General features: G+C 62.5%; 38 protein-coding genes. All 38 read right to left on the reverse strand.

Features of this window, described 5'->3' with window-relative positions:
• Position 1: 1 nt before the first annotated feature.
• A complete protein-coding gene (locus tag BDO18943_RS19045; protein WP_175023583.1) occupies positions 2 to 2,245 on the reverse strand; it encodes a phage tail tape measure protein in 2,244 nt (747 codons plus the stop codon).
• A 3-nt stretch (positions 2,246 to 2,248) separates the two neighbouring features.
• Positions 2,249 to 2,371, reverse strand: coding sequence for a hypothetical protein (locus tag BDO18943_RS42975; protein ID WP_260865336.1), 123 nt, complete (start codon positions 2,369 to 2,371; stop codon positions 2,249 to 2,251).
• A gap of 11 nt (positions 2,372 to 2,382) precedes the next feature.
• Positions 2,383 to 2,718, reverse strand: coding sequence for a hypothetical protein (locus BDO18943_RS19050; protein ID WP_235996104.1), 336 nt, complete (start codon positions 2,716 to 2,718; stop codon positions 2,383 to 2,385).
• A gap of 56 nt (positions 2,719 to 2,774) precedes the next feature.
• Entirely contained in the window at positions 2,775 to 3,152 is a 378-nt protein-coding gene (locus BDO18943_RS19055; protein WP_175023585.1) for a phage tail protein, read from the reverse strand.
• A gap of 32 nt (positions 3,153 to 3,184) precedes the next feature.
• Positions 3,185 to 4,606, reverse strand: coding sequence for a phage tail sheath C-terminal domain-containing protein (locus BDO18943_RS19060; RefSeq protein ID WP_175023586.1), 1,422 nt, complete (start codon positions 4,604 to 4,606; stop codon positions 3,185 to 3,187).
• Between the two features lie 2 nt (positions 4,607 to 4,608).
• Entirely contained in the window at positions 4,609 to 4,854 is a 246-nt protein-coding gene (locus tag BDO18943_RS19065; RefSeq protein ID WP_175023587.1) for a DUF2635 domain-containing protein, read from the reverse strand.
• A 2-nt stretch (positions 4,855 to 4,856) separates the two neighbouring features.
• Complete coding sequence (locus BDO18943_RS19070) at positions 4,857 to 5,522, reverse strand: DUF1834 family protein (RefSeq protein WP_175023588.1); 666 nt, start codon at positions 5,520 to 5,522, stop codon at positions 4,857 to 4,859.
• A 4-nt stretch (positions 5,523 to 5,526) separates the two neighbouring features.
• On the reverse strand, positions 5,527 to 5,940 hold the full coding sequence (locus tag BDO18943_RS19075; protein ID WP_175023589.1) for a gp436 family protein: 414 nt from the start codon (positions 5,938 to 5,940) through the stop codon (positions 5,527 to 5,529).
• Between the two features lie 6 nt (positions 5,941 to 5,946).
• Positions 5,947 to 6,480, reverse strand: coding sequence for a hypothetical protein (locus tag BDO18943_RS19080; protein WP_175023590.1), 534 nt, complete (start codon positions 6,478 to 6,480; stop codon positions 5,947 to 5,949).
• Positions 6,481 to 6,594: 114 nt separating this feature from the next.
• Positions 6,595 to 7,488, reverse strand: coding sequence for a Mu-like prophage major head subunit gpT family protein (locus BDO18943_RS19085; protein WP_175023591.1), 894 nt, complete (start codon positions 7,486 to 7,488; stop codon positions 6,595 to 6,597).
• A 43-nt stretch (positions 7,489 to 7,531) separates the two neighbouring features.
• Positions 7,532 to 7,942, reverse strand: coding sequence for a hypothetical protein (locus tag BDO18943_RS19090; protein WP_175023592.1), 411 nt, complete (start codon positions 7,940 to 7,942; stop codon positions 7,532 to 7,534).
• A gap of 41 nt (positions 7,943 to 7,983) precedes the next feature.
• Positions 7,984 to 9,093 (reverse strand): phage protease, encoded by a 1,110-nt coding sequence (locus BDO18943_RS19095; protein ID WP_175023593.1) that lies wholly within the window; start codon positions 9,091 to 9,093, stop codon positions 7,984 to 7,986.
• A 200-nt stretch (positions 9,094 to 9,293) separates the two neighbouring features.
• Positions 9,294 to 9,878 carry a phage virion morphogenesis protein gene (locus tag BDO18943_RS19100; RefSeq protein ID WP_175023594.1) on the reverse strand — a complete coding sequence of 195 codons (585 nt, stop codon included), beginning with the start codon at positions 9,876 to 9,878 and terminating at the stop codon, positions 9,294 to 9,296.
• 15 nt (positions 9,879 to 9,893) lie between these two features.
• Complete coding sequence (locus BDO18943_RS19105; RefSeq protein ID WP_175023595.1) at positions 9,894 to 11,198, reverse strand: phage minor head protein; 1,305 nt, start codon at positions 11,196 to 11,198, stop codon at positions 9,894 to 9,896.
• Positions 11,188 to 12,777, reverse strand: a complete 1,590-nt coding sequence (locus BDO18943_RS19110; RefSeq protein ID WP_175023596.1) for a DUF935 domain-containing protein — start codon at positions 12,775 to 12,777, stop codon at positions 11,188 to 11,190. The genes BDO18943_RS19105 and BDO18943_RS19110 overlap by 11 nt, the downstream gene beginning before the upstream one ends.
• Before the next feature lie 11 nt (positions 12,778 to 12,788).
• Positions 12,789 to 14,624 carry a hypothetical protein gene (locus BDO18943_RS19115; RefSeq protein WP_235996105.1) on the reverse strand — a complete coding sequence of 612 codons (1,836 nt, stop codon included), beginning with the start codon at positions 14,622 to 14,624 and terminating at the stop codon, positions 12,789 to 12,791.
• Positions 14,566 to 14,763 carry a hypothetical protein gene (locus BDO18943_RS19120; protein WP_175023597.1) on the reverse strand — a complete coding sequence of 66 codons (198 nt, stop codon included), beginning with the start codon at positions 14,761 to 14,763 and terminating at the stop codon, positions 14,566 to 14,568. Before BDO18943_RS19120 ends, BDO18943_RS19115 begins: the two co-directional genes overlap by 59 nt.
• Positions 14,764 to 14,772: 9 nt before the next feature.
• On the reverse strand, positions 14,773 to 15,273 hold the full coding sequence (locus BDO18943_RS19125) for a DUF1804 family protein (RefSeq protein ID WP_175023598.1): 501 nt from the start codon (positions 15,271 to 15,273) through the stop codon (positions 14,773 to 14,775).
• Between the two features lie 5 nt (positions 15,274 to 15,278).
• Positions 15,279 to 15,485: a hypothetical protein gene (locus BDO18943_RS19130; protein ID WP_175023599.1), complete on the reverse strand. Its 207-nt coding sequence runs from the start codon at positions 15,483 to 15,485 to the stop codon at positions 15,279 to 15,281.
• Positions 15,482 to 15,784: a hypothetical protein gene (locus tag BDO18943_RS19135; RefSeq protein ID WP_175023600.1), complete on the reverse strand. Its 303-nt coding sequence runs from the start codon at positions 15,782 to 15,784 to the stop codon at positions 15,482 to 15,484. Before BDO18943_RS19135 ends, BDO18943_RS19130 begins: the two co-directional genes overlap by 4 nt.
• Complete coding sequence (locus BDO18943_RS19140; RefSeq protein WP_175023601.1) at positions 15,775 to 16,008, reverse strand: TraR/DksA C4-type zinc finger protein; 234 nt, start codon at positions 16,006 to 16,008, stop codon at positions 15,775 to 15,777. Before BDO18943_RS19140 ends, BDO18943_RS19135 begins: the two co-directional genes overlap by 10 nt.
• Positions 16,009 to 16,632 (reverse strand): hypothetical protein, encoded by a 624-nt coding sequence (locus BDO18943_RS19145; protein ID WP_175023602.1) that lies wholly within the window; start codon positions 16,630 to 16,632, stop codon positions 16,009 to 16,011. It abuts the gene before it with no gap.
• On the reverse strand, positions 16,616 to 16,858 hold the full coding sequence (locus tag BDO18943_RS19150) for a hypothetical protein (protein WP_175023603.1): 243 nt from the start codon (positions 16,856 to 16,858) through the stop codon (positions 16,616 to 16,618). The genes BDO18943_RS19145 and BDO18943_RS19150 overlap by 17 nt, the downstream gene beginning before the upstream one ends.
• A gap of 17 nt (positions 16,859 to 16,875) precedes the next feature.
• A complete protein-coding gene (locus BDO18943_RS19155; RefSeq protein ID WP_175023604.1) occupies positions 16,876 to 17,412 on the reverse strand; it encodes a glycoside hydrolase family 24 protein in 537 nt (178 codons plus the stop codon).
• A 112-nt stretch (positions 17,413 to 17,524) separates the two neighbouring features.
• The gene (locus BDO18943_RS19160) at positions 17,525 to 17,968 is read right to left on the reverse strand and encodes a Mor transcription activator family protein (protein WP_175023605.1); all 444 of its coding nucleotides are present in this window, start codon (positions 17,966 to 17,968) and stop codon (positions 17,525 to 17,527) included.
• Positions 17,965 to 18,366: a gp16 family protein gene (locus BDO18943_RS19165; protein ID WP_175023606.1), complete on the reverse strand. Its 402-nt coding sequence runs from the start codon at positions 18,364 to 18,366 to the stop codon at positions 17,965 to 17,967. Before BDO18943_RS19165 ends, BDO18943_RS19160 begins: the two co-directional genes overlap by 4 nt.
• A 78-nt stretch (positions 18,367 to 18,444) precedes the next feature.
• Complete coding sequence (locus BDO18943_RS19170; RefSeq protein WP_175023607.1) at positions 18,445 to 18,903, reverse strand: hypothetical protein; 459 nt, start codon at positions 18,901 to 18,903, stop codon at positions 18,445 to 18,447.
• A gap of 9 nt (positions 18,904 to 18,912) precedes the next feature.
• Complete coding sequence (locus tag BDO18943_RS19175; RefSeq protein ID WP_175023608.1) at positions 18,913 to 19,530, reverse strand: DUF3164 family protein; 618 nt, start codon at positions 19,528 to 19,530, stop codon at positions 18,913 to 18,915.
• Between the two features lie 29 nt (positions 19,531 to 19,559).
• Complete coding sequence (locus BDO18943_RS19180) at positions 19,560 to 19,871, reverse strand: hypothetical protein (protein ID WP_175023609.1); 312 nt, start codon at positions 19,869 to 19,871, stop codon at positions 19,560 to 19,562.
• Positions 19,868 to 20,305, reverse strand: a complete 438-nt coding sequence (locus BDO18943_RS19185; RefSeq protein WP_175023610.1) for a hypothetical protein — start codon at positions 20,303 to 20,305, stop codon at positions 19,868 to 19,870. The genes BDO18943_RS19180 and BDO18943_RS19185 overlap by 4 nt, the downstream gene beginning before the upstream one ends.
• Positions 20,306 to 20,315: 10 nt before the next feature.
• Entirely contained in the window at positions 20,316 to 20,633 is a 318-nt protein-coding gene (locus tag BDO18943_RS19190) for a hypothetical protein (RefSeq protein WP_175023611.1), read from the reverse strand.
• Position 20,634: 1 nt separating this feature from the next.
• Positions 20,635 to 20,949, reverse strand: a complete 315-nt coding sequence (locus tag BDO18943_RS19195; protein ID WP_235996107.1) for a hypothetical protein — start codon at positions 20,947 to 20,949, stop codon at positions 20,635 to 20,637.
• Positions 20,946 to 21,278: a helix-turn-helix domain-containing protein gene (locus BDO18943_RS19200; RefSeq protein ID WP_175023612.1), complete on the reverse strand. Its 333-nt coding sequence runs from the start codon at positions 21,276 to 21,278 to the stop codon at positions 20,946 to 20,948. The genes BDO18943_RS19195 and BDO18943_RS19200 overlap by 4 nt, the downstream gene beginning before the upstream one ends.
• The gene (locus BDO18943_RS19205) at positions 21,265 to 21,891 is read right to left on the reverse strand and encodes an IclR family transcriptional regulator (RefSeq protein WP_175023613.1); all 627 of its coding nucleotides are present in this window, start codon (positions 21,889 to 21,891) and stop codon (positions 21,265 to 21,267) included. Before BDO18943_RS19205 ends, BDO18943_RS19200 begins: the two co-directional genes overlap by 14 nt.
• Positions 21,884 to 22,117, reverse strand: a complete 234-nt coding sequence (locus tag BDO18943_RS19210) for a hypothetical protein (protein WP_155648261.1) — start codon at positions 22,115 to 22,117, stop codon at positions 21,884 to 21,886. Before BDO18943_RS19210 ends, BDO18943_RS19205 begins: the two co-directional genes overlap by 8 nt.
• Positions 22,118 to 22,127: 10 nt before the next feature.
• Positions 22,128 to 22,874, reverse strand: coding sequence for an AAA family ATPase (locus BDO18943_RS19215; RefSeq protein ID WP_175023614.1), 747 nt, complete (start codon positions 22,872 to 22,874; stop codon positions 22,128 to 22,130).
• A gap of 17 nt (positions 22,875 to 22,891) precedes the next feature.
• Positions 22,892 to 25,060: a Mu transposase C-terminal domain-containing protein gene (locus BDO18943_RS19220; protein ID WP_175023615.1), complete on the reverse strand. Its 2,169-nt coding sequence runs from the start codon at positions 25,058 to 25,060 to the stop codon at positions 22,892 to 22,894.
• Positions 25,057 to 25,539: a hypothetical protein gene (locus BDO18943_RS19225; RefSeq protein WP_175023616.1), complete on the reverse strand. Its 483-nt coding sequence runs from the start codon at positions 25,537 to 25,539 to the stop codon at positions 25,057 to 25,059. Before BDO18943_RS19225 ends, BDO18943_RS19220 begins: the two co-directional genes overlap by 4 nt.
• Positions 25,540 to 25,545: the final 6 nt, after the last annotated feature.

The following is a 25,545-nucleotide window of genomic DNA, read 5'->3' on the forward strand; positions in this document are numbered from 1 at the left end:
ATCAGTTCCTCAATGCGGTCTTCTGGTTGGCCGTGGTAACGAAGTCATACAGGTGCTGTCCGTCGAGGTTGATCGTGAAGTGGCCCTCGACGACGGGTGGCTTCTCGTCTTTCTTCTGCGCAAAGATCGCGTCACCGATCATCTTTCCGAGGCGCTCTCCCAAGTCGTGACCGAAGTAGCCAGCGATAGCACCGACGCCAGCACCGACGACGTTCCCGAAACCCGGCACGACAGAGCCAGCCGCCGCGCCAGCCATCAGGCCCGCACCCATGCCAGCAAGGCCACCGATTGCGCCGCCCGCCGTACCAACATAGCCAGCCTTCTTCTCGTCGGGCGTCATCGACGCGTCGTTCGAGATTGAATACGCCTCGAACCCACTCGCGCCGATACCGATTGCCGCGCCAACAGGGCCGAGCGTTCGCCCCATGCCTGCCAGGCGTGCACCGAACGTTGCCGCGCCGGCTGCACCAGCTCCGACAGCACCTGCGACACTGGCACCGGCGGCGCTACCAGCCAAGCCAGCGCCGCCGCGAATCACGGCTAGAAACGCGAGGGGCGTTAGCGCGGCCGTCATCGTTCGCAAGCCGAGCGTCGTCGCTTCGATGGCAGATGTCAGAGCCGGATACTTCGAGGCGTATTCCGTCAACTTCGACGCGGCGTCACCAACCTTATCGTTGAAGGTCGACATTGCGTCCTGTCGACCGAAGAACAGCTCATTCTTCGCCTGGTCGACCTTGAACGAGTTCGTGCCCTGGATGAGCTCAAAGTTGTCGTTGATCGCCGACTTCGGGTCGAACACCTGCGCGGATACCTGCTTGCGATAGTCGCGCTGGCCCATGTATGCGACGAGCGCGCCGATCGCCTGGCGGTCGTGTATCAGTTTGCCAACTGCGGTCCCTTCGAGCAGATTGGCCTGACTCTCTAGGATCGCTTTGCGCTCCCCTTCGGGAGCGTGCGCCAGCTGCGACTGGATGCGTTGATAGCGCTTGTCGCGCGACATCACACGCTCGACTATGCCGACGAAAGCGTCGATCGCGTTGACGCCCTTGGCGCGTGACGATGCGAGGCTGCCCGTCAGGTCGATGCCGAGTCCCTTCGCCTTGTGCTGCGTGTCCTGCGAGTTCAGCTTTTCGAGCAGGTTGACCAGGTTGTTGCCGGCTTCATCCTTCGTGCCGGCCGTGATGACGGCCGCCTGGTTGGCGACGACCAGGCGGCCGAAGTCTTGCAGGCCCGACATGCCAGCCTGCTTGGCTAGCGCCATCTGCTGTGGCAGCCACTTCGACATATCCTTCAGCTCGAAGCCGCCGGCCTGACCGCCCTTGAGAGCCATGTCGAGCGCACTGGGAATCTCGGCTTCCTTGATGCCGAAGTTCTGCATCGCGCGGATCGCGATGTTGCCCAGTTCGTTCGGGTTCGCACCCGAGCCAGTCGCGAACTTCTGCAGCGTTGGCAGGATGCTCATCGCGGTCTTATCGCTGACCGCACCCGAGGCGAGCAGGTTGTCGAGCGTATCAGCCGCTTGGTCAGGCGAACCGCCGCCCTGACGGACAGCGTTACGGATTGCCATATCCAGTTCGCGGACGCCCTGGCGACGACCGGCAACTCCACGATCGGAGAATGCCGTATTCGCCATCGTCGTCAACCGGCGATCGTAGGCCATCGTTTCGTTGACGGCGGGCGCGATGACCATTGCACCCGCCGCTGCACCCGCGACGGCGGCGCCAGCCTTCCACGCCATGCCAATCCCGCGCCCCGTGCGCGCGAGCGCGCTTTCCTGTTGCTGGACGCCACTCAGCTCGCGGCGCAAATCGGCGACTCGACCACTCAGCGCGGCGAACGCGCGTGCCTGTTCGTTGGTCGATGCAAAGCCTGCCCGCGCGAGACGGTTATACGCTGCGACTGTTTGGTCGATCTCGCGGCGAATTGTTTGCTCGGAACGGATTCCGACCTGTTGCCGTGCGGCCGCGAGGCGCTGCGACGACGTCAGCATGTTTCGATCAGCGCGCGCTTGGGCGGCCTGCGTTTGCTGGATGTTGCGCTGGACAGCCTGTTCGCTACGCGCGGATTGCGTCATCCGCACGTCATACAGCATACGGCTCGACGTTACCGCGACGCGAGACATATCCGTATATGCCTGGGCGGTCTGTTTAACGCCGCGCTGGACGTTGCGCTCGGCTTGCTGCGACGGTGCGGAGACCTGGTCCCGCATCCGTACTGTCATTCCAACTTCGAGATCGCGGGACATAGGTCAGGTCTTCAGTTTTGGACGCTTGCGGCGCAAGCTCTTGATGGTCCGGGCCTCGGTGTGTTGGTTGCCACGCTTCGGCCCCTTGCCGCGAAGCGTGGCGATCGCGTCGAGATACCCCTCCATCTCGACGTCGGTCAGTTGCCGGAATCGGTCGTCGCCGATGCCGTGCTGCCCGAGGATGACGGCGGCAAGTCGGAGATGACGTAGCCGGGCTTCAGCTCCTTTCGCTTTTTTTTGAGCCGTTCCTGCGCCGCGAACAGCATGTCGTAATCGCTGTCGACAGCCGTATCAATCAGCTCGGCCGTGATGGCTTCCGCCGGGATCGTGCCGAGTGTCACGATGCTGCGGGCCAGCACGGCAGCGTTCACGCGCATGTTGCAGACGCCGCCACCGATGATGGTCGGCTCCTCGTATGCTGCGATGTTGTCCGCGACCGTGGCGAGGCGCAGCTCGAAGTCGTAGTGGAGCATGCCGCTGTCGATCGGATACTCGATGCCGTAGTCCAGCGAACCCATTTCCGTCAGTTTCATTCTTCCACCCGTCGAGTCGAGAAGATCGTCAGATCACGACGCGCTTCGTTATCCACCGAATACTGGTCGCCCATGTCCTGCGTGACGCAGTCCTGGTAGCTCACACGCTTGCCACCTGGCGATACCGGGGAAATGGTCAACTTGCCACCTTCCATGTTCCACCAGTCGATCTCGTCACCGGAGAGGGGGATCACGACCGTGACCTTCAGCTCGTGAGACTCGACGCCGCGAGCGAATCCCTTCACGCGGCCGGTGCGGTTCATAGTCCGTACCGGCTTCTTGCCGGTTTGCGACGTCGGATTGACCGACACCACCTCGGCTTCTTTACCGTCGACTTCGAGCACGATCGCGCCGACGTATTCTTCCAATGCCATGGCTGGCTCCTATCGTTATAGAACGGTGTCGATCAGAGGATCAGGTCGATCCGGCCGGCGAAGATGTGCAGACCATTCACGACGTCGGTCGGGATCGCTGCGTTCAGCTGGTTGACGTTCTGCAGATCACGCTCGACGATCAGCTTGTCCTTGTTCGCCTCGACGTTTTCGACGATCTCCAGCTCTTCCAGCTTGTAAAGGACGTCGAGCAGTTCGCTGCGCACCTTATCCGGCGTTTTTTCCGACAGCTTCTCGCGCGGAAAGCGCAGTGCGATACGCTGCCGACACGCCTTGCGCACGTAATCCAACGTCCGGATGGTCGTCAGGTCGAGTAGCGCCGGATCGTCGATCCCTTGCGCATCCTTCGTGTACGTGGTGACCGCGCGGACGATCTGGACGACGTTGCCGGGGCCGACTTCGAACGGCGTGACGCCGTTGTGCAGCGCCGACTCCTGTTCGGTACGGCCCGCCCAGGCAGTCACGGGAGTCACGTCGAGGCCAGCGAGCGGTAGCGTGTTGAGCGGTCGGGCCGGATCTTCCTCGCTCGCGACCACGGCGGCGTATGCCGCGCCGATCTCTGTCGGCAGCGCGACCGATCCCGGATACCAGCCGAGTGAAATACGGCCGGCGTTGAGCTGGCCCGCGAGGGTAGTGTCCGTTGCGAGCGTCACGCCCGATCCGATAGCCGCGATCGCAGGCCGCTGTTCGAGCGCGTGCGAGATGGCATCGAGGTGCGTCCGCAGCTTTGTCAGCGCATCCTGCGTCGGCGTGCCGATCGAATAGATGTCGTAGGTTGCGCCGAACACGGCGGCCAAGGCCGGCGAAATATCGGGGTCGTTCAGACCGCCAGCAAACGGTACGATCGCGGCCGACACGCCTGCGGTTTGGCCGAGCTGAGACACGGCAATCGAATTGCCGGCCGCGCCCTTGTTCTTCGCCGTCAGCGTCAGCGTGCCGTCAACCGCGGCTGCGGTGACAGGCAGCGACGTGGTCTGCGTGATCGCCGCTGCGAAACTCGCGGCGACGTCCGTGGCCGCTGCTGCGGCAGCGACTGCCACGTCGACACGGTCGAGGCCAATGAACAGCGCGTAGGCACCGTCCGCCGTCGCCGGCCCGGAAAACGTCACCATGGCTTTCGCGACCACGCCGGCCGCCGCATCGTCGATACCGATCACGGTCAGCGCAACATACGGATTCGCCTTCATCGCTGCGACTGCCGCGCGATGTGCGAGCGAGCCAGCACCAAAGTACAGCGCCGCCTGGTCACCGGAGAAAACCTGCGTCGGGACGAGCGCTGCGATCTGGCCAGCCGCGAGGCGCTGGCCGAGCAGGATCACTTTCTGCGCGTTGGTGGGAAGCGTGCGGACGGCCAGCTTCGTATTGAACTCGAAATACTTGCCGGGTTTCAGCAAGCTCGACGGGATGGTGTCAAAACTGATATTCGCGCTCGACACAATCAGACTCCTTTCGCGGATTTTTTGGCACCCGCATCCGTGGCCAGAGCGGGATCGTCGGCCGGCTCGACAGCGGCCGGGGTTTCGGTCACCTCGATCGGCACGTCCTGGCGCACAAGGTCGCCTTCGGCGACGCGTCGCATGTAGTACGCCGACTCGGGAACGTCGACAGCCTGGCTGTCGGTGACGTACTGGCGCGGCTTACCTTCCTTCGGGACGCTGAGTCCGGCCTTCGCAATAACTTTCATGTTTACTCCTGGTTCATCTGCACAAGGTCTTGCGCATCGGCCGGCCGGTCGGTCCCGGGTTTAAGGAAGTACGACAGCAGCGTCGTCTCCCAATCCGGCGTGGGCGGGTCGATCTGGCCGCCGTAGTCTTCAAACACCTTGCCGAGCGGCCCCTCGGATGCACCCTGCGGAAACGCACCGACGAACAACGTGTCTTCAATCCACGCGGTCTTGAATTCCAGTGCGTAGACGGACATTGCGCCGGCTTGGGTCTTCGTGTTGAACAGCGTCCGAATTGCACCTGGTTGCAGCTCACGAATCTTCAGTCCCATGTCCTGCTCGTTCAGCAAATAACGCACGGCCGAGATCAGCAGGTTCGTGCCGACCTCGGTCTTTGCTGGACCACCGTGCCGACTGGTTTCCTCGTTACGTATGCTGCGCGCGCCAACCATCACGACGAACGTCGCTTCCGCTCGCCACTTCGACCGGTCAGTCGATACGGGATCGGTACGCTTGACGCCGCCGAACGTCACCCATGCGGCCGGAAAGCGCCGCACGACCGTTTCCAGCTCTTCGTCATCGAACTCGCCGCCGTAGGTCTTCACTTCGGTGACCATCTTGCCGAGACCGCGCTTCAGGCGGTCGACGATGGCGAGTTCCACTGCGGTAATGATCGGGACGTATGGCATGGCGTTATCGGCTTTCGCGACTGAACACACGTGTGCCGGTCACGAACTGGACGGAGTTGTCGGGCTGCGTGACCGATCCCGTCGTTGTCGAGCCGAGCGTGACATCACCCGACGCGACGAGCTTTAGGAAGGCGATCGCCGCCTTGTAGCGCTTGTCGATTTCGTCTGTCATGACCGTTTCGCCACCGCACAGGCGATAGCGCGCGATGTCGCAACACGTGCCCGCGAGCATCTTCGGTTGCGGGTCGATCGGCAACGCGTACCGGCCAGCCAGATACGTATCGATCTCGGCGGATGCCTCGTCCAGCGCATCGGCCAGCACGGTCGAATCCACTTCACCCGTTTGCTCGCGATCAGACAGCGCGATCACCTCGCGCTGTCCGAACCGCTTCGTCATGAATTCGACGGTGGCGTACATACCGGATTAGCCCCGCCCCTTGCCCGACGTCGACGCTGCCTTGCCCGATGCCGCTGCAGCCTGGGAAGCTTCGAACGCCTGCTCGCGAGCGAGCAGGTCGTTTTCTCGCGTGACCAGGCCGGCGCAGCGCTCGTCGAACTCAGCGGTGCTCTTGATCAGTTCGGCTTCGACTTCCTCGACTGCCTGCTCGCGCCCGTCCAGTACTTTTTCACGCGCCTTGAGATCTGCCTCGATGTCGGCGAGCGCCAATGCGCGCTTCGCATCGTCCTCGCTCACGTCAAGCGTCAGCGCGTCCGCGTTGGCCAGTGCGGCCGTCACGTGCGCAGCATGGCGATGCGGGAGCGCCGCCGCTTCGTCTTCGGGGAGGTGGATCGCCGTGTCGACCACGACCAGGGACTTGTCGGCGACGATTGCGGCGTGTGCGTCCGGATGAAGCGCAGCCAGCGCGATCGTTTTCGGCACGATCCCGAACACATGCCCAGCGCGGCGAAACCCTTCCTTTGCCGACGCCACCTTGATCGCCGGATGTTTCTTGCTCATGAACCTCTCCTGTGAATTCGAACCCAACCGGAGCCCACCATTGCGCCGCAGCTCCGGGACGTTCTTCCTCCGCGCTTATCGGCGTCGCGCGGCTGTCTCTCGCGGGGTGTCCCGTTACGCCAGCCAGGGAGTCGACAGCAGATCGGCCGAACCCTTCCAGATGTTGGTGGCGCCGTAGTTGTTCGCGTCGGCGTGGAGGATCTTCCGGCCGACGCCTTCGTACATCGGCGGCACGACGAGCAGCGACGGACGGATGCCGAGCGGGCGGCCGTTGTCGCCCTTCATGCCGGTCATCGCTTCACGGGCAGCCTGGTAGCTGTCCTCGTTCAGCTCGGCATTCGACGCATAGGCGAGCTGCCAGAGCGCGAATCCGACGTTGCAGCGCGCGTCGACGCCGTAGCGGTACGTCTTTGCGGAGAACACGACTTCGTCGGTTTCCTGGTCCATCGGGACGAACGAGTACGGCTTGCGCTGCTGCAGGATGATCGGCTTGACGACACGCGTCATGTCGAGCAGATACCAAGTCGGGCCGGTGCCAGCCTGGAAGTTCGAGACCGAGCCGACCTGGCCGTTTTCGAGCAGCACCGGGTGATCGGTGTCGAAGAAGTACTGGCCGTCGTAGCAGGTCTTCGTCGTACCTTGCTTGAGCAGGTTGAACACCAGCTCGTCGGGATGCTGTTTCGCGTCCAGCCCCATTTGCGCGATCACCGGCTTGTAGACGCCATAGGTATCGTCCGAGATCGCCTCACGATCCACACCGACCGTGTTTTCGAACGTCTTGTTCTTGATCGTGAAATCGTGCGTGGTCAGGTTCTGGATCACGCGGTCGCCGATCCATTCGCGGAAGCGGGTGGTCTGTCCGAGCCACGGATAGACTTCCTGCGACGTGGTCGACGGAACGGGCATCGCGACCTTGTTCCAGTCGGACGGTGCGCCGTCGAAGGCTTGTTGGAACACGGTGTTGTATCCCGTGAACAGAGCGCGCAGATTGGCGCGATTGATTTCCATGTGCTTTCCCTATGGAGTAGTCGAGGTGGTATTGCAAGCCGCGTTAGAACGCGACCCAGACGCCGCCGGGATCGATGTCGATGACGGTGCCGGCAATCGAGCGCGTGCCGCCGCCGTCCGTCTTCGCGACGGTCTGATCGTCGACGATGTACGCGGGTGCACCGACGTCCTTCAGCGTGAGCTGGTCCGCGCCGGCCGAATTCGCGACGCGCCACTGGCCGCGCCGGATCTTCACGTTCACCGCACCGTCCGCGCCAGTCGTGTTGTCGACCTGTTCCTGGACGATGCCGGCGCCCTTGAGCGTGGTCGACGCCGCGCCCTTGGTAGCGAGGCCGGTCGCCGAGTCGATCGCGGCGATCGCCCCGACGAAGAACAGCACACCGCTCTTGGCCGGGTAGCTGAACAGCAGGCCGGCCCGGTTGACGGTGTCTCGGTCGGCAGTCAATGCAGTCATGTGGAACTCCTGGTAAGGGGGATGAGTTGCGCGAGCGTCGCTTAGGCGGCCGACTGCGACGGCTTGTACGTGGCCGCGTCGAGACCGAGCGCCTTGCAGACGGCAAGGTCTTCGGCCGACAGTGCGTTCGGCTCGTCCTTGCTGCCTGCCGGCGGGTTGCCGCCCGTCTGCGTGCCACCGAGCGCCTGGATCGGCTGCGCCGTCGACAGGAACTGTTTCAGGGCTGCGACGTTGCTCTTGCCGAGGTCGCGCGCCCAGGTCTCCTGTGCCGGCAGCAGGCGGCCGTCCTTCAGTGCGACCGTCACCAGCTCTTCGACTTCGGTGCCGGCCAGCTTCCCGTTGGCTGCGTCGAGCTGCGAGCGCAGATCCGTCATTACGGCGATCGGAACGAAGCGCGCCGGGTCGACCTGATTGGCCGACAGCGTCGCGATCTGCGCGCGCTGCGAATCGAGCAGCACCGGCAGATTGACGCTGGCCGCCGCGACGCCCTGGCCGCTGGACAGCGATTCGATCAGCTTCTTGAGTTGTGCCGTGACGTCGTCGGCGGTCGCGCCGACCGGCATGTTCAACAGCCAGCGCAGTTGTTCCAGGAGTTCTTCCATATTAGGAGCCTCGGTAGGTGGGACGGAGGAAAGCGCCGCGATCGCGGCGGGGTCGAGTGCGCCGGACATCGCCGAGCACGCAGCGGTGAGCTGCAGCTCGTCGAGGCAGTCGAGCGCGGGATCGTTGGTCAGCGCCGCGTTGAGCAGCGAGATCACATTGCCCGCCTTGTCGAAGGCGAACACGGGGGAGATGTAGGCGTATTCGTCCGCGTCGATCATTGCGGACGCGCGGGCCGTCCAGTTGGCGTCGGTCGCGTACAGCCCGTCACCTTCGCGCCACTCCAGCGTCTTGAACCAGCCGCTCGCCGGTGCCGGCTGACCGTTCTTCGCTGAATTCAGCGTCTGGTGCTCGTAGTCGATCACGTACCGGGTATTGCGCGCGTTGGCCGCCGCGATCAGGCGCGCAGCACCGGCCGCATCAAGCCGCCACGTGGCGCACTCGGTCGGCCGGCCGTCCCGCGCGCGGAACTCGCCGGCCGGCAGCAGCTTGAGCGCCGGGCCGGTGGATTGGATTTGCGCCGAAAGCGCCGCGATGAAGAAAGTAGCCATGCCGCCATGGTGGCGGGCGGCAACTTGGGAAATAAGAGGATTCCCGTCCCTGGGACGGGTATAGGACGTGATACGCGGGGAGGCATCCGATAGCCGATGCCGATACGACCGATTTTAACGGGGGTTTAACGGGCTTCTCACCCCCGACTGGCTACGTCGGGTTATCCGGCCCCTACAAACGGCTTAAATCGCCTGACGGATCATTCGTCGAACAGGCGACGCAGATAAGCGGAAACCTCGGTCTCCATCGAGACGTTGTCGGCCTCGGTCAGCACGAAGAACGGACGCGCGGGAATCTTGATCGTCCAGCCCTGGGTGCGGGTCCATTTCACGACTTTGACGCGCTTGTGGCTGTTCTTCGCGAACACGGCTAAGTGCGGATGATCGGCCTGACGCATGATCATGCCGTCGCGACCCTTGCGCAGCCTAACGTAACCGGACATGGGATGGCGCTGGATCGTCCCGCCGAACTGGTGGATTGCCGCATAGACGACATTGGTGCCGACTCGGGCCGACGTCGCGTCGTGTGCCGACGTAATGCTGGATGCCAGCCGACCCGAGCGCTGCAGAATCTTGCCAGTGCCGGCATCCTCGTGGCGGCGCTTGACCGTCTTCGGGCTGAGACCGAGCCATTTCGGTCGCCCTTGCTGCGCAAAGTTCTCTTCGACGGCGTCCAGCATCAACGCGGCGATAAGCGACGTGACAGGGGATGCGTCCTGCATCAACGCGCGCACACGTGCCATCGCCGCGTCGAACCGGCTTTCGTCGATCTCGATCTCGATCATGCTGGTCGCCATACGTTACGCACCGGTCGGCCGACGGTAACGCAGGAATGTCCCGCGCCGAGTGTCCAGGTATGCCTGGCGATCTTCGTCAGACGTGCCGACGTCGCTCGGGAAGGTGACATCGCCGCTCCAGCCGTCTGTCCCGTGATCGAATGCCGCGACGCCCCACTGGCCGTCTTCGGTTTCGAGCGTGCGGATGTAACGGCGACGCAGTGACCATGCACCGTCGATCTGCGCCCAACCGAGCCAGACTTCGTCCGGTTCTTTGACCGCCTCGGCCAAGAGCTGAACGAATGGGCCAGCTTCAGGCTGGCTGGCCGCCCATCGGCCGACGCCGTCCTGGAACAGCCATTGATTGATGTGCAGCTGCTCGCCCGCGACGTCCGTGAAGGTGGCAGGCTTGCCGACCGTCGCGCCGAATTCCCGCATGAATGCCTGGGCGTACTGCTCGGGTGGCAGACCGGCAGGCATCACGGCGCTCGGTTGCATGCGCGTCGGCGCCGGTGGTGGCAACGATGTGCCGGCCGGCAGTGTCTGCGGCAGTGTGTCCATCGGCGGAGGTGTGAACGGCTTCGCCCATTGCGATCCGGGATTGGAGCCGAAGCCAGGATCAGGCAGCAGCTTCTGGCCGGACGTCGGGTCTTTGTAGGCGAGCGCCGGCTGCTTTGCTCCGGTGCGGTCGACGATCTCGACCTCGACCAGCTTGCCATCACTGTTGAGGACAGGGACGCCGTTCTGTTCGACGTATGCGCGCGTGCGGGTACGCACGCGGCACCGGCAGCGGAAGCCGTTCGGCGGATAGAACGTCTGCCAGAACGGATCGTCGTACCGGTAGACCTGGCCGGCCAGGGCGCGGTGCGCCGGCCGCGTGCGACTGTCCAGGACGGCGACGTACTCCCAATACGGATGCGTGTCGACCTGTTCGAGCTGCGTGGCGTACCGGCCGGCCATATAGGCCGACTGCATGTTGGTCTGGAAAATCGTCTGCAGCCGACGCGGCGTCAGCCGCTTCCCCTCGATCTCGCCCGTGTCCTGGTCGACGATCATGCCCTGGCCGAGCCAGCCTTTCTTTTCCAGGGTCGGCGAGACCTGCCGTTTAAACTCGTCGAACGTCGTGCCTTTTTCTAACGAGGTCGCGAGCGCCTGGCGGATGTCCTGCAGGACGTCGACCTTCATCACGCCCGCAACAGTGAATGCACGCGCATGCGCCTCGGCAGCGACATCCTGCCATCGGAAACCGATCGTGTAGCCCTTCGACTCGAAGTAGGCAATGGCCTTCTCCGGTTGCAGGCCGATCGCGTAGGCCAGGTCAACCGCCATTCAGCCGCCCCCAGACGTCGGCGACGAAGATGCAACGCGCGAGCAGCTCGCCCATTGCTGTTTCGTCCATGTCCGGCTGCGCCTCGAGCAGCAGCTCGACGGCCTCGTCCGGAGTCGCACCACGCCGTAACGCGACGATCGCAGGCCCGATCACGGCGCGCAGCGCATCGGTGATGGCGTCGGCCGGCAGCGCGGCGATTGTCTGGTCCAATGCGTCCTGGTCGGTATAGACAATCTCGCCGGCTCCGTTCCGCAGTACGGCGCGATACCGCATCGTCGCAGGTCGCGGAGGCTCGTCCGGTCGCTCCTCGGGCGGCAGCGCCATCTGCGGCTTCGGGATCGTGAGGATATCCTCGCCCTCGGCCGGCTCCGGAATCATGAGCTTTTCCTGCGCCCATCGCCGGCCGATCTTCATGCCCGTGCCGACCAGTTTCGGCACCGCATCCGCATACAGAGCCAGATCCTCTGCCTCGCGTGTGTCGAATTCGAAGCGCGGGCAGCGGCGCAGATCGGTCGTTCCAATGTTCAACGCGGACAGCATGTAGCAGAGGCTCGTGAGCGTGCGCTGCGCCTGGCGCGCATCAGACGTCATCAGATCCCGGCGCACTTCGTTGTGCGTCTTGCCGAGCGCGTTGGTTGACGTCTTGCCATCGGCCTGCGTCGTCAGCGTGCCACCCAGGATCGCCTTTGATACGCTTTTCTCGCACCAGTTGATCATGGCCTCGAACGGGTCTTTCGTGCCCTCGGCTGCCGTCTCGAAATCGATCAACATACCTTCAGGGATGATGCCTGCCGCATTGTGACCAATCTCGGCGACCGCGCGCAACAGCGTCGCTTTCTCTTCCTTCGTTGCACCGGGCGGATATTTACCGACGCGCAGCGGCAGGCCGTAAATCTCCAGGAACTCGGCGAGATCCGACACTGCATACGTCTTGAACAGGTACGGCCATGACAGGACGCGATGCAGGCCGGCGCGCGTGAGATAGCCGCTCTTCGCGCGATGTTTGTGAACGAGCCAGCCGAACGGCCAGAGCGGCTGCCCGTCCGACGAGTTGTCGCGCAAGCGCAGATCGTTTCCGTCGTACAGCGGCGTGCGGAACCAGCGTTGCGGACGATGGGTGAGCGTTTTCGGGAGCCACACCTTTTCGACCTGATGCCACTCGATCTCCTGGGACGAGAAGCCGTGACCGACCGCGTCCATCAGATCGAAGAGGACATCGTCGAGCGCCGGCAGGTCCGTGAACCATTCTTTGAGTTGCGCCGTCTGGCTCTTTTCCTGGGCGGTGGCATTGACCGGTTCGACAATGCGCCAGTCGAGCGTGAGCAGAGCACGCTTGCGCTTGCTCATCTCCGCGAACAGGTGCGTGTCTTTTTCCTCCATATCGACGAACAGGTCTGACTGCGCCATCAGATCGCCAAACTCGGCCGCTTCGAGGATCGCGTGCAGCTTCTTCGGCGTCAGGCCGCGCGACGGATGCTGCGCGAAGTCGCGCGTGATCCAACCGAGCTTCGACGTCTGCGGTTCGGACAGCACCTCGCGCTGGATCGGCCGTCCGTACATATCAACAATCTGTGCCATACCTCAATTCCTCAATATCCGCGCCGACTCGACGTCGGCATGTCGTAGTCGTCGTCACCGCGTTCGGCCGGACTGGATGTAACCGCCTCGTATCCGTCACCGATGCCATAGCCGCGAGACTGCGCAATCATCCAGAGAATGTGCAGCGCGGTCAGTCCATCAAAGTGGTGATGGCTCTGTGGCTCGGGCCATTCGTCCAGCTCGGCGAGCAGCGTGGTCAACCCGGCGTGGAAGAGAATCGACGGCGAGATACGATCCGTGACGAACGGTTCCAGGGAGTCGATCCGCACTTCGGGCGCAATGGACGCTGTGACGCCGACGAGCGGTAGCGGCACACCAGCACGCAGGCTGGACTTCAGCAAATCCTGCCGCGCCCACTCGTAAGCGTTGTTGTTTTCGAAACCAAACGCGCGACAGCGAAACTCGCGCTGGACCTTGATCAGATCGGATTCGAGTTTCGACGGCACGCGTCGCTTGATCTCCGCATAGACGACGTGCAGCTTGCGGCTGACGATGTCGAGACCACCGACCAGGATCGCAGACGGGTCGGATTTCCGATCTCTCCCCATCGACGGGTCGCATGCGCCGAACATCAGCCAGGACTGCAGCCGTTGCACCCAAAACGTGATGTTCCCGAACACCTTGTCTTCTTCGGTGCGCGGGTCACCCTGCATCTCGGTCGCGAACGCGCGCGGCGACTTTGCCCGTTGGCGCATCAGGTAGAACAGCGTGCGCACGGACGGCCACGAAGTAACGGCGCCAGCGTCCATCGCCTCACGATTGGCGACGTAGAACTGATACGACGGCAGATCCGTATCGGCGATCGCCTCGCCGCGCGCAGCAGCTTCTTCGATCGCGGGCTTGTCGTCGTTCAGCATCAGCGCTTCGCACTGTTGCCACAGATCCATGTTCGTCGGCATCTGCGCGATTGCGCGGAAGTGGTGGACGATATGACCGATGGTGCGCTTCGCGCGCGAGATCGGATCATCCTTGTCCAGCACCGTACCGACGCCGATGTATTTCACGCTGCCGTCAGGCGGGCCGAGATAGTCGATCGCCTTTTCCAGCCACGTCCACCGGTTCTGGCGCTCGGTCGGGCTCTTGGCTTCGGCGTCGGTGATCAGGTCATCGCCCATCAGTACCTTCGGGCGGCTCGCGCCGTGGAACGTACCGCGAATCGCCTGCTCGGCACCGAACGGCTCGACCTTGACGCCGTTCTTCGTGATGAACTCGCCGACCTTCCACTTCGCACTCTTGCCACACACTTCCGGGAAGTCGAGCTGGAGCGATGCGTTAGCGGTCAGCTCCGTTTTAACGACTTCGAGCAGTTTGGTTGGCAGCGAGGTCTCGGCACCAAGCAGGATGATGTAGTCGAGGAATGACGGAACCTCACCGGTCCAGCCGACTTCGCTTCGAATTTCCTCGCGCTGCAGCAGCCCCTGCACGATGATGTACACGGGGCCGATCTTCGTGCACATCGACGACTTCGCCTCGCCCCGTGGCGCGACCCACCATTCACGCGATCCGCCGGCCTGGCGCAGCAGCTTCGGGAATCGGCTGCAGAAGTGTCCCTGGAACAGTGACGGCGTGCCGCGAATGTGGTGCGGGAAGTAGGTGTACGCGAAGAATTGGTAATCACCGTCGACGAGAACACGGCGACGGCGCTCCAGGCGCGCGGCCGGCGACGGATCGAGGCCCGTTGCATGGGCCTCGATGTCGCGCCGCAGGTCGGCCTGCAGCTCGGCGATTTCCTTGTGGAAATCCTTCTCGGTGAACTTCTGGACCATGTCAGTCCGCCTTCGCGTCGACCAGCGCCTGGTGGAGCTTGTACACGTCGACGCCGTCATACAGGTTGTGCGTCACGTAGATCACGCTGCTGGTGACCAACTCGACAATGAGGCGCGTATCGCGCTCACGGTGTTCGATATTGGCACTGACGACGTGAACGGGATTCACCGCGTTGGTGCGGGTCAGTTTAATCAGCATGTCGTCACCTCAACCGTAGGCGGTGGCCAGCTCGTCGCCGAACGGACCGAGGACATCGGCGAACGCTCCAACGTGTTCCGGGTAGCGATCCTTGATGAAAGTCGCCAGGCGCTGCACGACGCCCATCGCGATCGCCAGCTCGTTCGTCTCGGGCAGCACGCGCTTCGATGCGTTGATCGTCTTGTTGTACGCGTCGGCGAGGCTGGCCAGCATCGCGACCTTGTCGGCCGGCTTCATCTCGACGTCGGCGTCGATCTGTTCCATGGTCGCCTGGTACTGCGTCACCATTCCGGCCAACATCTGCCGTGCCGCACCTTCAATGCCACCGCCCGCAAGCAGTTGCGCCGCCTGCGCCTTATCCCAGTCGTCGCCGGCAGTGCGCGCGTCATCCTTCCAGCGCCGCGCGGTGGAATAGTTGACGCCGCTCTTCATGGCGGCGACTTCGAGCGACAGGCGATCGAACACGAATGCTCGACGGACCTTGTCGCGAGTTTCCTTCGGGTAGGCCATGCGCGTTACAGCCCCAGCTTCGCGCGAGCGAACGAGATGCCCATCGCGACGATGCCGCCGGCCACCGCACCAGCTCCAGCGCCGGCCGCCGCCCCGTACTTGATCGCGCGCTTCTCGACCTTGGCCATCTGGTCTTTCAGCTCGTCGACCCCGGCGTCGATCTTGCGCAGCATCTGCATTTCGGGGCTATCGCCCATGTTGCCGTCGCTCATTGCTTGTCCTGTTTTTTGTCCAGCTTGTTGTTGATGTCGGTCAGCTTCTGGTCGATACCGCGCAGACCGTCTCGGAATTCATCACGTACCTCCCGATGCTCGGAACGGGGCACGTAGTCGCGGGCCATCATTTCTCGTACCGCCGCGATCGCCTTCTGGAACTCGCTGTCACGGGTCTCGTTCGCCTTCAGCTTCTCCTGGACGCTGCGAATCCATGACATGCCGAACAGTTGGACCACGCCGAGCAGCAACGTAAACACACCAATCAAAATCGCGGCCGGGTCGAGCGTCACTTGCATGGATACCTCCGGTTCAGCACCTGCTCGCGGCGCTCCTGGCATTCGATGCAGAAGCGACATCCCGGTACCGCACGGCGGCGCTCTTCAGGAATCGGCTCACCGCATGCCTCGTTCTGGCAGAAAGCCTCTGATTCCGCGGTGCTGCGTGCGGGCCGCGTTGCGGCTGCAATCGCGAGCGCGCGATACTGCTCTTCGATGTCGCTCGCGTGGTCGAAGTCATCCATCTATTGCTTGTCCTCTTGATCGGGAACGGCTGCCTTCACGCCTTTCAGTTTCGATTCGGTGCTTCGGCTGCGGGCGGCGTAATCGGTGAACCAGTCGAGGACGTCCTGCTGTGATACCCCGGAGTCAGCGGCGGCATCGGGTCCGGCAATTCCAGCAACGCCGCCGGAATCGGTGCTTGCCTGCAGGGCACCGTCAGCGGAATCGCCGATACCGGCTGCTGCGTTCCACAGGCGCACAAAGCCCCGAGTGAAAACGCACCGATTAACCGTGACGACAGACGGTTGAGACGCCGAAGGTGATGGCGCAGAAATGTGAGGTTGAGCGACGGCATCGATATGCTCCTTGAGGGTGCCGATCTGGGTCGTGGTCTTGCCCTGGTCAGCGAGGAATTGAACCTCGGCGTGCTGGCCGCGCAGCACGTTGTCGGCATACTTTCCGAACGCTTGACTCGCGGCCGTGGCGGCGTCGCCAGCTTGCTTCGCCTTGTAGTCGGAGAGCGCCTGGCCGCCTTTCGCTTCGGCGACGTCATAGCCGTGCTGATACGTTGCGGCGAACGCGAACGCGATCAGCACGGTGGCGGCGATGGCCGCGACGACCTTCGCGTACTTACTGATCATTTCCATTGGATGTCTCCTTGGGCGGCCGACCGCGCCACGCGCCGATCAACTGGATGACTGCGGAGTAGCCGCCGACGCAACAGAGATAGATCGCCCAGGTCTCGATCGTGAGTTGCTTCGTGACGCCCTGATAGATGAACATGCCAGTAGCGACAGCAGACGCGACATTCGGCCAGAGCTTCGAATGCGACAGCTTGCCGTCGTGGCCCGTGATGAGATCGCAGAAGTGCATCGCATCGCCCCCTTCGGTTAGGCGATCGCGACCGTGCCGCCCGCAGCCTTGTATGCCGCGACGAGCATGGCGATGTCGTTTTGATGCTGGCCGTAGTCGTTGCCGGGCAGCGAGGCCCAGATGTTCGAGCAAGCTTTGATCGCGGCCGCAATCTGCCCGGAAGCGATCAGCGCAAGCGCACGGCGCTCGCGAATCTGCTGGACGGCGATGAGGTCTTGCGACGTCGGGCTGAAGTCGTGCAGATTGAGCTGCTTTGCATACGGTGCGTAGTAGCGCGACAGCAACTGGTAGCGACCAGCGGCGGTGGAGTTCGTCTCGGCGTTGTAGACGTTGGGATGGGTGGCGTACGAACTGAACGTCAGCAGCTTGGCGGGAACGACGTACCTGACACCCGCACTGTTCTTCTTCGGGATCGGCCCGTGCGAGCCGACCAGCACGTTATAGCCGTCGTCGCTGTTCTGACGCGTCCACGCGTCGATCTCGCTCGCCGCGAGCATATCGAGGAAGGCAAGGACGTTCTTACCGCCGACTACCTCTGCACTGATGCGTGCCATCTGTCATTCCCATACGTTACGTGTACGGGACGACTTTAATCAGCGGAATGGATAAAAACAGGACGCGTCGCTGTCCCCCCGAATGGAGAAGCGACGCGTGGATGGCAGGAGTTTAGAACAGCGAGGACTGGTTATCTGCAGTATCGCAGGTGTTGTTGTCGGTGCCGAGAATCCGACGAACCTGCCGGTCGGTTGTGCCGAATTTTAGAACAAGCTTCGCCACGGCATAGTTGCTGCTGTGTTCCCGCGTGATGTGATCGAACTCGCGCCGCATGCGACGAAAAACGAGTTCCCGTTTTGCCTTCCAGCAAATCGGGATTTCGAGGTCTTCGCCACCAAACACTTTACATAGGTTCGCTGCGGCGGTATGGCCAATTACCTCGGCCAGCTCTTCGAAGCGCGCTTCACCGTGACGATTCTTGCGAAAGGGAATCGGAAACTTCCGACCACCCATCTTTTCGATGAGCGTCAGCGTCGCGTCCATCCCGATCAGGCGAACGAGCGTCTTGGCTAAGGGCGGGAAGAGATGCTGCACATCACGCAGATCGTCATTCATGCACGCTCCTTTCGGTTGGCGTCGATTTGCAGCGCGGCGATCAGCTTGCCAAGCATCTCGCCATCGCAGAACTCGATCGCATCGACCTTGCAAATGCGTTTGACCATACCGTCGAGATACGACCATGGCCGGCCGGCCGACGTGAGCAACGCCTCGATCTTCTTCAAGCGCTGCTCGCGCGAGCCGCCGACGTTCGGGCGTCGACCGTTCGGACGCTTCGGTTGGAAGCCGCAACGCTCGAAATGCTTCAGCAGCTTGTGCGCACCTTCCGGCGTCAGATCCTTGGCCGAGCTGACGCCGGCGACGCTGCGCAGCACCGTGCGGTACTCGTCATCGGTCATCGCCAGTTGCTGCTTCGCAATGTGAATCTTCGACAGCGTCGATTTAGCGATCAGCATCACGACTCCCACCAGCGGCGCAGCTCGCGACGGCAGAGACAGACAAGGAACACGATGCCGACCGCGATGATGATCACGTCAGACATTGGTTGCCTCCAGTGCCGTGACGTCGACAGACGTATTGACCGCCACACCTACTGAAACGAGCGTGACCGACTGACATACTCGAGCGAAGTGGCGAAGCATCGTGCTCGGCGTGTTCCACGACGGCATGTAGTACGTTGACGTCTTGTCGAGGTTCGGGAAGTACTTCCGCGCGTTGCGCTTGCCGAACTGCCTTTCGAGCTTTGCGCGCTCGGACGGTTTGTAGGCACTGAACTTCGCCGGCCGGTAGAACCGATGCTCGGGCGCAGCATCCTTCAGATAGTCGCCCTTGAACCAGCCATTCACATAGACCATGAGGTCATATCGGCGGGGCTTCGTCCGCTGCACCTGGATCGTGACGGTGTTGCCATCACAGCGAAGCACGACGCAGCCGAACGGAAACGACAGCTCAGTGTCGATTCGCTGAATATCTTCCTTCGACAGTTTCGACATGTGGCCTCCTCAGATCGCAGCGAGGTCGAGACTGATCGCGCGATACTCCTCGGTTTCATCGACGCGCTCGTAGAGTCGGATGTACGGCTTGCTGCCCGTGACGCGGATGCTGTCGACGATCGCACGCATTGCCTTCGTCCACTTCGGATCGTCGATCGCGAGGCGGCGCAGCGCGAGGATGCTACCCGTGTTGACGTTGCCTTCCTTGTCGACCTGGAACGCTTCGTTGATCAGCACCTTGACCTTGTCGTTGCTTCCTTCCGTCCACTCACGCAGACATTCGTCGACAAGTTCTTTCGCTGCCTGCAGGCGCTCGTCGAACTGAATGTGTTCGGCGATCTGGCGGACGATCTTGTATCGACCGTCAAACGTGATGAGTGAAATGTTGCCCTTCGAACCACCAACCTTGACGCCGTACTGTTCGTGGCTCGTTTCGACGAAAGCAGCGATATCGCCGAATGCGCGCGCCTTGAAGTCAACCATGTATGACTGCACGCGCTTCGCTTCGTCGATCAGCGACATGATGGTCTGGTCGCGCAGTTGGTCGATCGGCGCGATCAGCGACTCGGGAACGAGACGGCCGCGTGCATCCATCACGTAGCCGGCCGGGATTTGCTTTTTGGTCATGTTTTGTTCCAGGTAGAAAATGGGAGGCGTCAGTGCGTCGTGCGAATGGCGTCGCTTTCGATCGCCTCTTCGAGCTTTTCGCGAAGACGGTCACGGTTGGCGAGGTAGGACTCGCAACAGGCAGCGACTGCGTCGGTATCCGAGCGGATGTGTTGCTTCAGGACACCTTCGATGAAACCGGCCATCTGGACGCCGGTCGCATTCAGCTTTGCCAGCGTCGCGCTCTGCTCGAACAGTTCCTTGTTCACGCGATGCAGCTCGCGGCGCAGGTCTTCGATCGTGTGGAACTGCTCGGGATTGGCGATCGTCGGGCCAATCATCACGGTGACTTCGATCGTCATGCCTTTTCTCCCGCAATCGCGTCGACGTTGATGCAGTCGACGAACTTCAGCAGGCGTGCCGTCTCCTCGCGCGTCAGGTCGACCGTTTTCCGCCCCTTCGTGATCGTCAGCCGACCAGCCGTAGAGAAGCCGCAGACGAAGTCGCCGGGGGCGGCATCGCGCGGGGTGAAAGCAACCTGTTTTCGCGGCGCCTTTGTCACCGACTGAATCGTGCCGTCGAACTCCTTCACCAGTTCGTCACTTGCGAAGTAGAGATTGATCGGCGACGCACCGTCCATGGGCTTCTTGTCGCAACGAACCTGCCCCTTGTTGATGTACGGCTGGATGCGCGGCTGGACGTCTTTCGCATCCATGTCGAGCAGCTCGGCGAGTTGCGCGCCCGACGAGCCGGGATGGTCGATGACGGCCTGCAGGATCTGTTTGATGGTTGCCATGGTCATTCCTTCAAGAGAGGGTTTGCGTTGCTTTGATGAACTGGCGAGCAGCAGCGATAGATCGCCAAAATTCTTCGGTAGGCTTCTCGCCGATAAGTTGGCGAGCGGCCGAGATTGCTGCGGACTGCGTTTTGCCGCCTGCGACACGCATGCCCGTGCCGACATGCGACACAACGTAGGCCGGTTCGCCTCGCGTGGAGGCGAGCGGATTTGCATGAGAGGCGAACAGCTCGGTCTTGTATTGCGGGAAGTCGAGGCGATCGCCATCGACTTCGATGCGCCGGAAGCGCTCTCCAGATTGATCTTGGGCGATGATGTGGAAACGCATGTCAGTGTCCCTGTTCGGTCCACAACACGCGGATGTCACCGACCTTGAACTGCCCCGTGCGGTAGCGGTTGTTGTCGCTGACGCCAGTGCGGTAGTAGGTCGCTTCTCCGGCCTCGACCATGCGTGCGCACTCGGTGCACGTCTGGATCTGGATGGTCGGCTTCGAGCCGTTCGAGAACTCGATACCGATCACCACGAAGCCGCGCTCGGTGAGCGTTTCGATCGTCGAGGCAATGCGCAGCGCAGCGAGCTGCATGATTTGATTGATGTTGACCGTGCCATGCGCGGATGCTTTGGCGAGGGGTAGCGGATTCACTTCGACTCTCCTTTAACGGGGCGCAGCGGGCAGTTGCGGCACGTGCGCCAGTGGCTCAGTTCCATCGGGTTGTTGATCGGGGCGCGGCGATTGGCGAAGGACACGCATACCGTCAGCGAGATCAACTGCCCGGTATGCGTGCACTGCACCTGGCCGAACGTCTTCAAGACGCGGGCGGCGACGCGATCAGTTTTGCCGGGGTATTTGCCCGACAAGACAAGCGAAACGGTCGTGCGCGAGACTTCGAGCAGCTTGGCCACGTCGGTTTGCGACGTCGCGTCGGCGGCTTGGCGAAGCATGGCGAGCCAATCCGGATCAGCATGCGTCATGGTCCGGCTCCTCTTGCCACACGATCTTCCCGAGGTTCGGGTCGTAGACCGATTTCGTGCGTTGGATCATCGGCGGGCGCGGGCCGGTGTATTTCGACGCGATCAGGCGATACCGAGCCTGCTTCGCGCCCTTGCCACGGATGAATGCATGGCCCGGGTCAACGATCGTCAGGTAGCCGGCGTGCGACAGGCATTTGACATACGACTGCGCCGTCGAGTCGGTGATCGAGACATCGGAAGTCGACGCGCGCATCGCCAGCTCGCGGGGCGTGAAGTCGCCCATGATGCGCATCGTGCGCCACATGTTTTCGTTGCCGCGCGACTGCATGACCGGCTGGCCCTGGCGATCCAGACGCGGGGCTTCGACGCCGACGTCGCGAACGAGGCGATAGTGCTTCCTATCGCTGATCGCCTTGCGCTCGCCAACGGGTTCGATGAAACCGCCGCGTTCGAGGACCTGCAGGTACGTGTGAACGGTCGCCTTGTCGATGTCAGCGGCGCGGACGACGCTATACGGGGTGAAGTCGTCACGCTGGCTGCGAATGGCTTCCCAGATACGTTGGCGCGGACCCTTGCCGCCGGTAAGTTCGAGGTGTGCGGGCTTTCTAGGCATGCTCGAACCCTCCGGTTGCGCCAGCGAGGAATGCCAGGATGGTGACGTGGAACAGCGCCCATGCAGCAAGGGCAGTCCAGGTGAGCAGCTCGATCCAGTCGTGAGCGATCAGGCATCCGACAATGAGGATGATCACGGCGGCACCGGACACGATCATGATGAGAAGGTGGATGCGTTCCGCTGCACGTGCCATCTGCGGCGTCGTGATGTGGTCGTGTTCGTACATGGCGATCACCTCACGCGCGACGCTTCGGCGCTTCGCCGGTGTACAGCTCGTTCTTTCCCCACTGCGCGAGGTCCATCGCAGTCTTCCCGGCCTTTAGCGTCTCTTCCTGAATGCGTTCGAGGTTGACGCAGACGCGGCGTACCGAACCGTGCGACAGCTCGACAAGGCGCGTCAGCAGATCGTCAGCGACCTTCACATTGCGGCTGTAGAGGCCGGCAAGCTTGCGCGCGTCGTCGATCGTGACCGGCTGCGCCGGCACCCATGCCATGACGCGGCCATGCATGCGCTCCCACTTCTTAAGCTTCGCAGGCAGCGCCTCTTCGCCGATCATGAGAATGGTCGCCTGGCTCGATTCGTACAGGTCGCGCACCAGCTCGACGGCGTTGCGATCGACCAGGTGGTCCATCTCGTCGATGATCAGCGGTCGGCCACTCGAAGCGAGTTCCTCGGCGACCTGGTCGGCCATCTCGGGAATCGTGCCGGCCGGCTTGATCCCCATCTCGAAGAGAATCGCCTTGAGGAAGTGCTTCTTCGTCCATACCGATTTCGCCTGCACGTAGTAGGCGCGTCGTTCGTTCGCGACGAAGTTCGCAGCCATGCTCTTGCCGTAGCCGGACGGGCCGTAGAAACACACCAGCCCGGGCAGGTTCGCACTGCGCGAAACGGCGCGCTCGATGGCGATGTCGCACAGGTTCAGGTTGGTGATTTGGGCGATGCCACCGGCTACCGTTTTGAGCGTGGATTCGAGTTGTGTCATGATTTGTCCTGTTGGTCCTACTGCTGGCTGGCGAGCTGCAACTCTTCAGCCTGTTCCGCGCGGCGCTTTTGCGCCGCGAACTCTTTGGTCAGCGGGTACGTGCCGTACCACCGCAATTCGTCCTGATCGGGCACACCTCCTGTTTCAATGTGTTGATGTAAGGCTCGCCACCGGGCGAACCGCTGATCAGCCGTTTCCGGCATTTCGAATATCTCGGCCGTGGGCGTGACCGGTGTCGGTTCGCTGGCGTGGATTGGCGCGGCGGTGACTTCGATCACCGGCTCGGCGTCGACAAAGCGGCGGTTCAGCGCGTCACGCGTGATATCGCCGAAGCCAGGGATCGTGATGACCTCGGGAGTGTCGAGCGTGAGCGCCGGCTGTCCGACGCGCTCGGCCTCGACTTCGTCGAGCTTCACCTGCAGGCGCTGCGCCCGTGCATCCGCACGCTTCTCGCGGGCCTGCTCGACATACGACATCGGCATGTAATGCGCCGCGTTCGAGCCGGCTTCGGCCCTGCAGATAAAGCGGCCGGTCGCACCTTCGTAGACCCACACGAACTGCGCGTCGTGGATGTCGTAGGCAACGTGGACCGTCTCGCCGTGGAACTCTTCGAGCAGCCCGCTGAAGTAGTGGTTGTTCAGCAGGCGCACTTCGCCGCGCTGGACGGTGCGCTCTATGCGCGGGCGGAACACACGTTCCGCTTCGTCGGCTGCGAGCGTGACCGGTTGCCAGCCTTTCGCCTGAAACGCGGCGAACGCTTCGTCCGGCGACATGTGGCGACGGCGACCGTTAGCCGGGTCGTTGGTCATCGGCAGCGAACGATGCGGGCGCGCGTTGTAGGCCGTGATCTGGTCGTTACAGAACTGCATGAACGCATCCCAACCCATCAGCGGAATTGCGCCACCGTTCTTGATCGCGCCGCGTGTGACCTTGAAGTGCGCCAGCTTCGCTTCGCGGTCCATCGGCGCGCCCATGTAGCTGGCGAGCGTCTTCGCGCCAGTGACCCACAGCGTTTGGTGCAGACGTTCGATCACGCCGCGCGCCTGGGAGTTGTATGGCAGCGAGTGCGACACCTCGAAGCCGAGCTGGCCCGTGATGCCGGTGCCTTCGGCCTGCAGCATCGCATTGGCGTAGCCCGATCCGCGGTCGACGTAGAAAATGGCGAGGACGCCGTTACGTGTCGACGCGTGGCGCAGCGCGTCCAGCACCGCGATCGCCGACTCGGCCAGGCCGATCGAGAAACCGACAGCGCGACGCGTGGCGATGTCGACAATCGTCGTGATCTCGGGGCGGAACGGCCGTCCATGCAGCGGGTGCTGTACTTCGGCGTCGAATGTATGGCCGTCCGCGCTCCAGACGTCGTTCGGCAGCAGCTGGTCGAACGTGCGACGGATGAACGGCCGAATCGTCTTCAGTTCACGCGCTCCCATCCGGCCGGCCTCGACGGCAACGCGGCCCATCTTGCCGAGGAAGCGACGGACCTGATGGATCGTTGGGAATTCCCAATCTCGATCGCGCATGCGGTACGCAGCTTCGAATTCGCGATACGCCAATTCGACGGACGGCTTCTGCGGCTGCTGATAGAAACCGAGGAACACCTTCGCCCATGCCGGTACCGTGAAATCAGCGTGCGGCACTTTGGGTGCGAGCGCCCCGACTTTGGCCAACCCGAGATAACGCTTCAGTGTGCGAATGCTCGGAAAGCCATCACCTTTGCGGCCCCGTTCGTCTCGAGCGGCGCGCAACATCATGATGAGGTGGTCGTCCAGCATGCCGGCCTTAGCCTGCGTTAACAGTGTCGTCATCGCAGCCTCGCGAGACACGTGGCACTGCGCCATCAGGCGTTCGATCGTCGTTAGGATGCCCCGTCGAGCGTCAGCACGCAGGCGTTGACTATCCGTCTCAACGAGATCGAGCTGCGCCTTTGTTCGCGCAGGGGGCTTCGTGTTGGGCGAATCGGTCGCAATGAGTGCTGTCGTAACGCGACGACGAATCTCGATTTGCGCGATAGTCGGCAAACTTGCGAAGGCGAATTCCCGTCCACCACCTCTTCCGGCACGCTTCCGAAACTGCCACTGATCTGCTTTTGCGCGCTGATTGATGCCTTGCATCGTGGCCGGCATCGACGGGAGTGTCATTGATGCCAGTTCCGCAGCAGCGTAGTAGGTCTTGACGCTCGAAGTCATGCGTTCGCCTCGTCGTCGAACTGAAGCTCCGGGGTGCGATCCTTCGCGACGTTTTCGCGATGAAACGCGGCCTGCGTCATCGCATGGGTCAGAGACGCGATCGCCTCGGACTGCTCGTTGCCAGTGCCGTAATAGCGGCACAGGACTGCAGCGGCATCGGCAAACGCGGATTGAAGGCTGGAGATGTCGGCTACGGCCGGCCGGCGACCGGTAGGGATGTCGATTACGACGCGTCGACCATTGGCCACACACAGGTATTCACTGACATAACGTGCGCCGCAGAACTCCTCGAACTGCAAGACGCGGTTGAGAGGCATCGATAGCTCTGACAGCCAGCGGTAATAGGTCTTGAGTTCAACGCCCATCAGATCGGACAGGACTTTCGCTGGTCGTCGGTTTGCGTCAGCGGCCGCAGTGCATCGGTCGACGGCTTCGCGGAGACTCGTCGCGGGCTGAAATTTGCGGGTCAGTTTTCTCATCACTTT

This window comes from Burkholderia aenigmatica (assembly GCF_902499175.1).
Lineage (GTDB): Bacteria > Pseudomonadota > Gammaproteobacteria > Burkholderiales > Burkholderiaceae > Burkholderia > Burkholderia aenigmatica.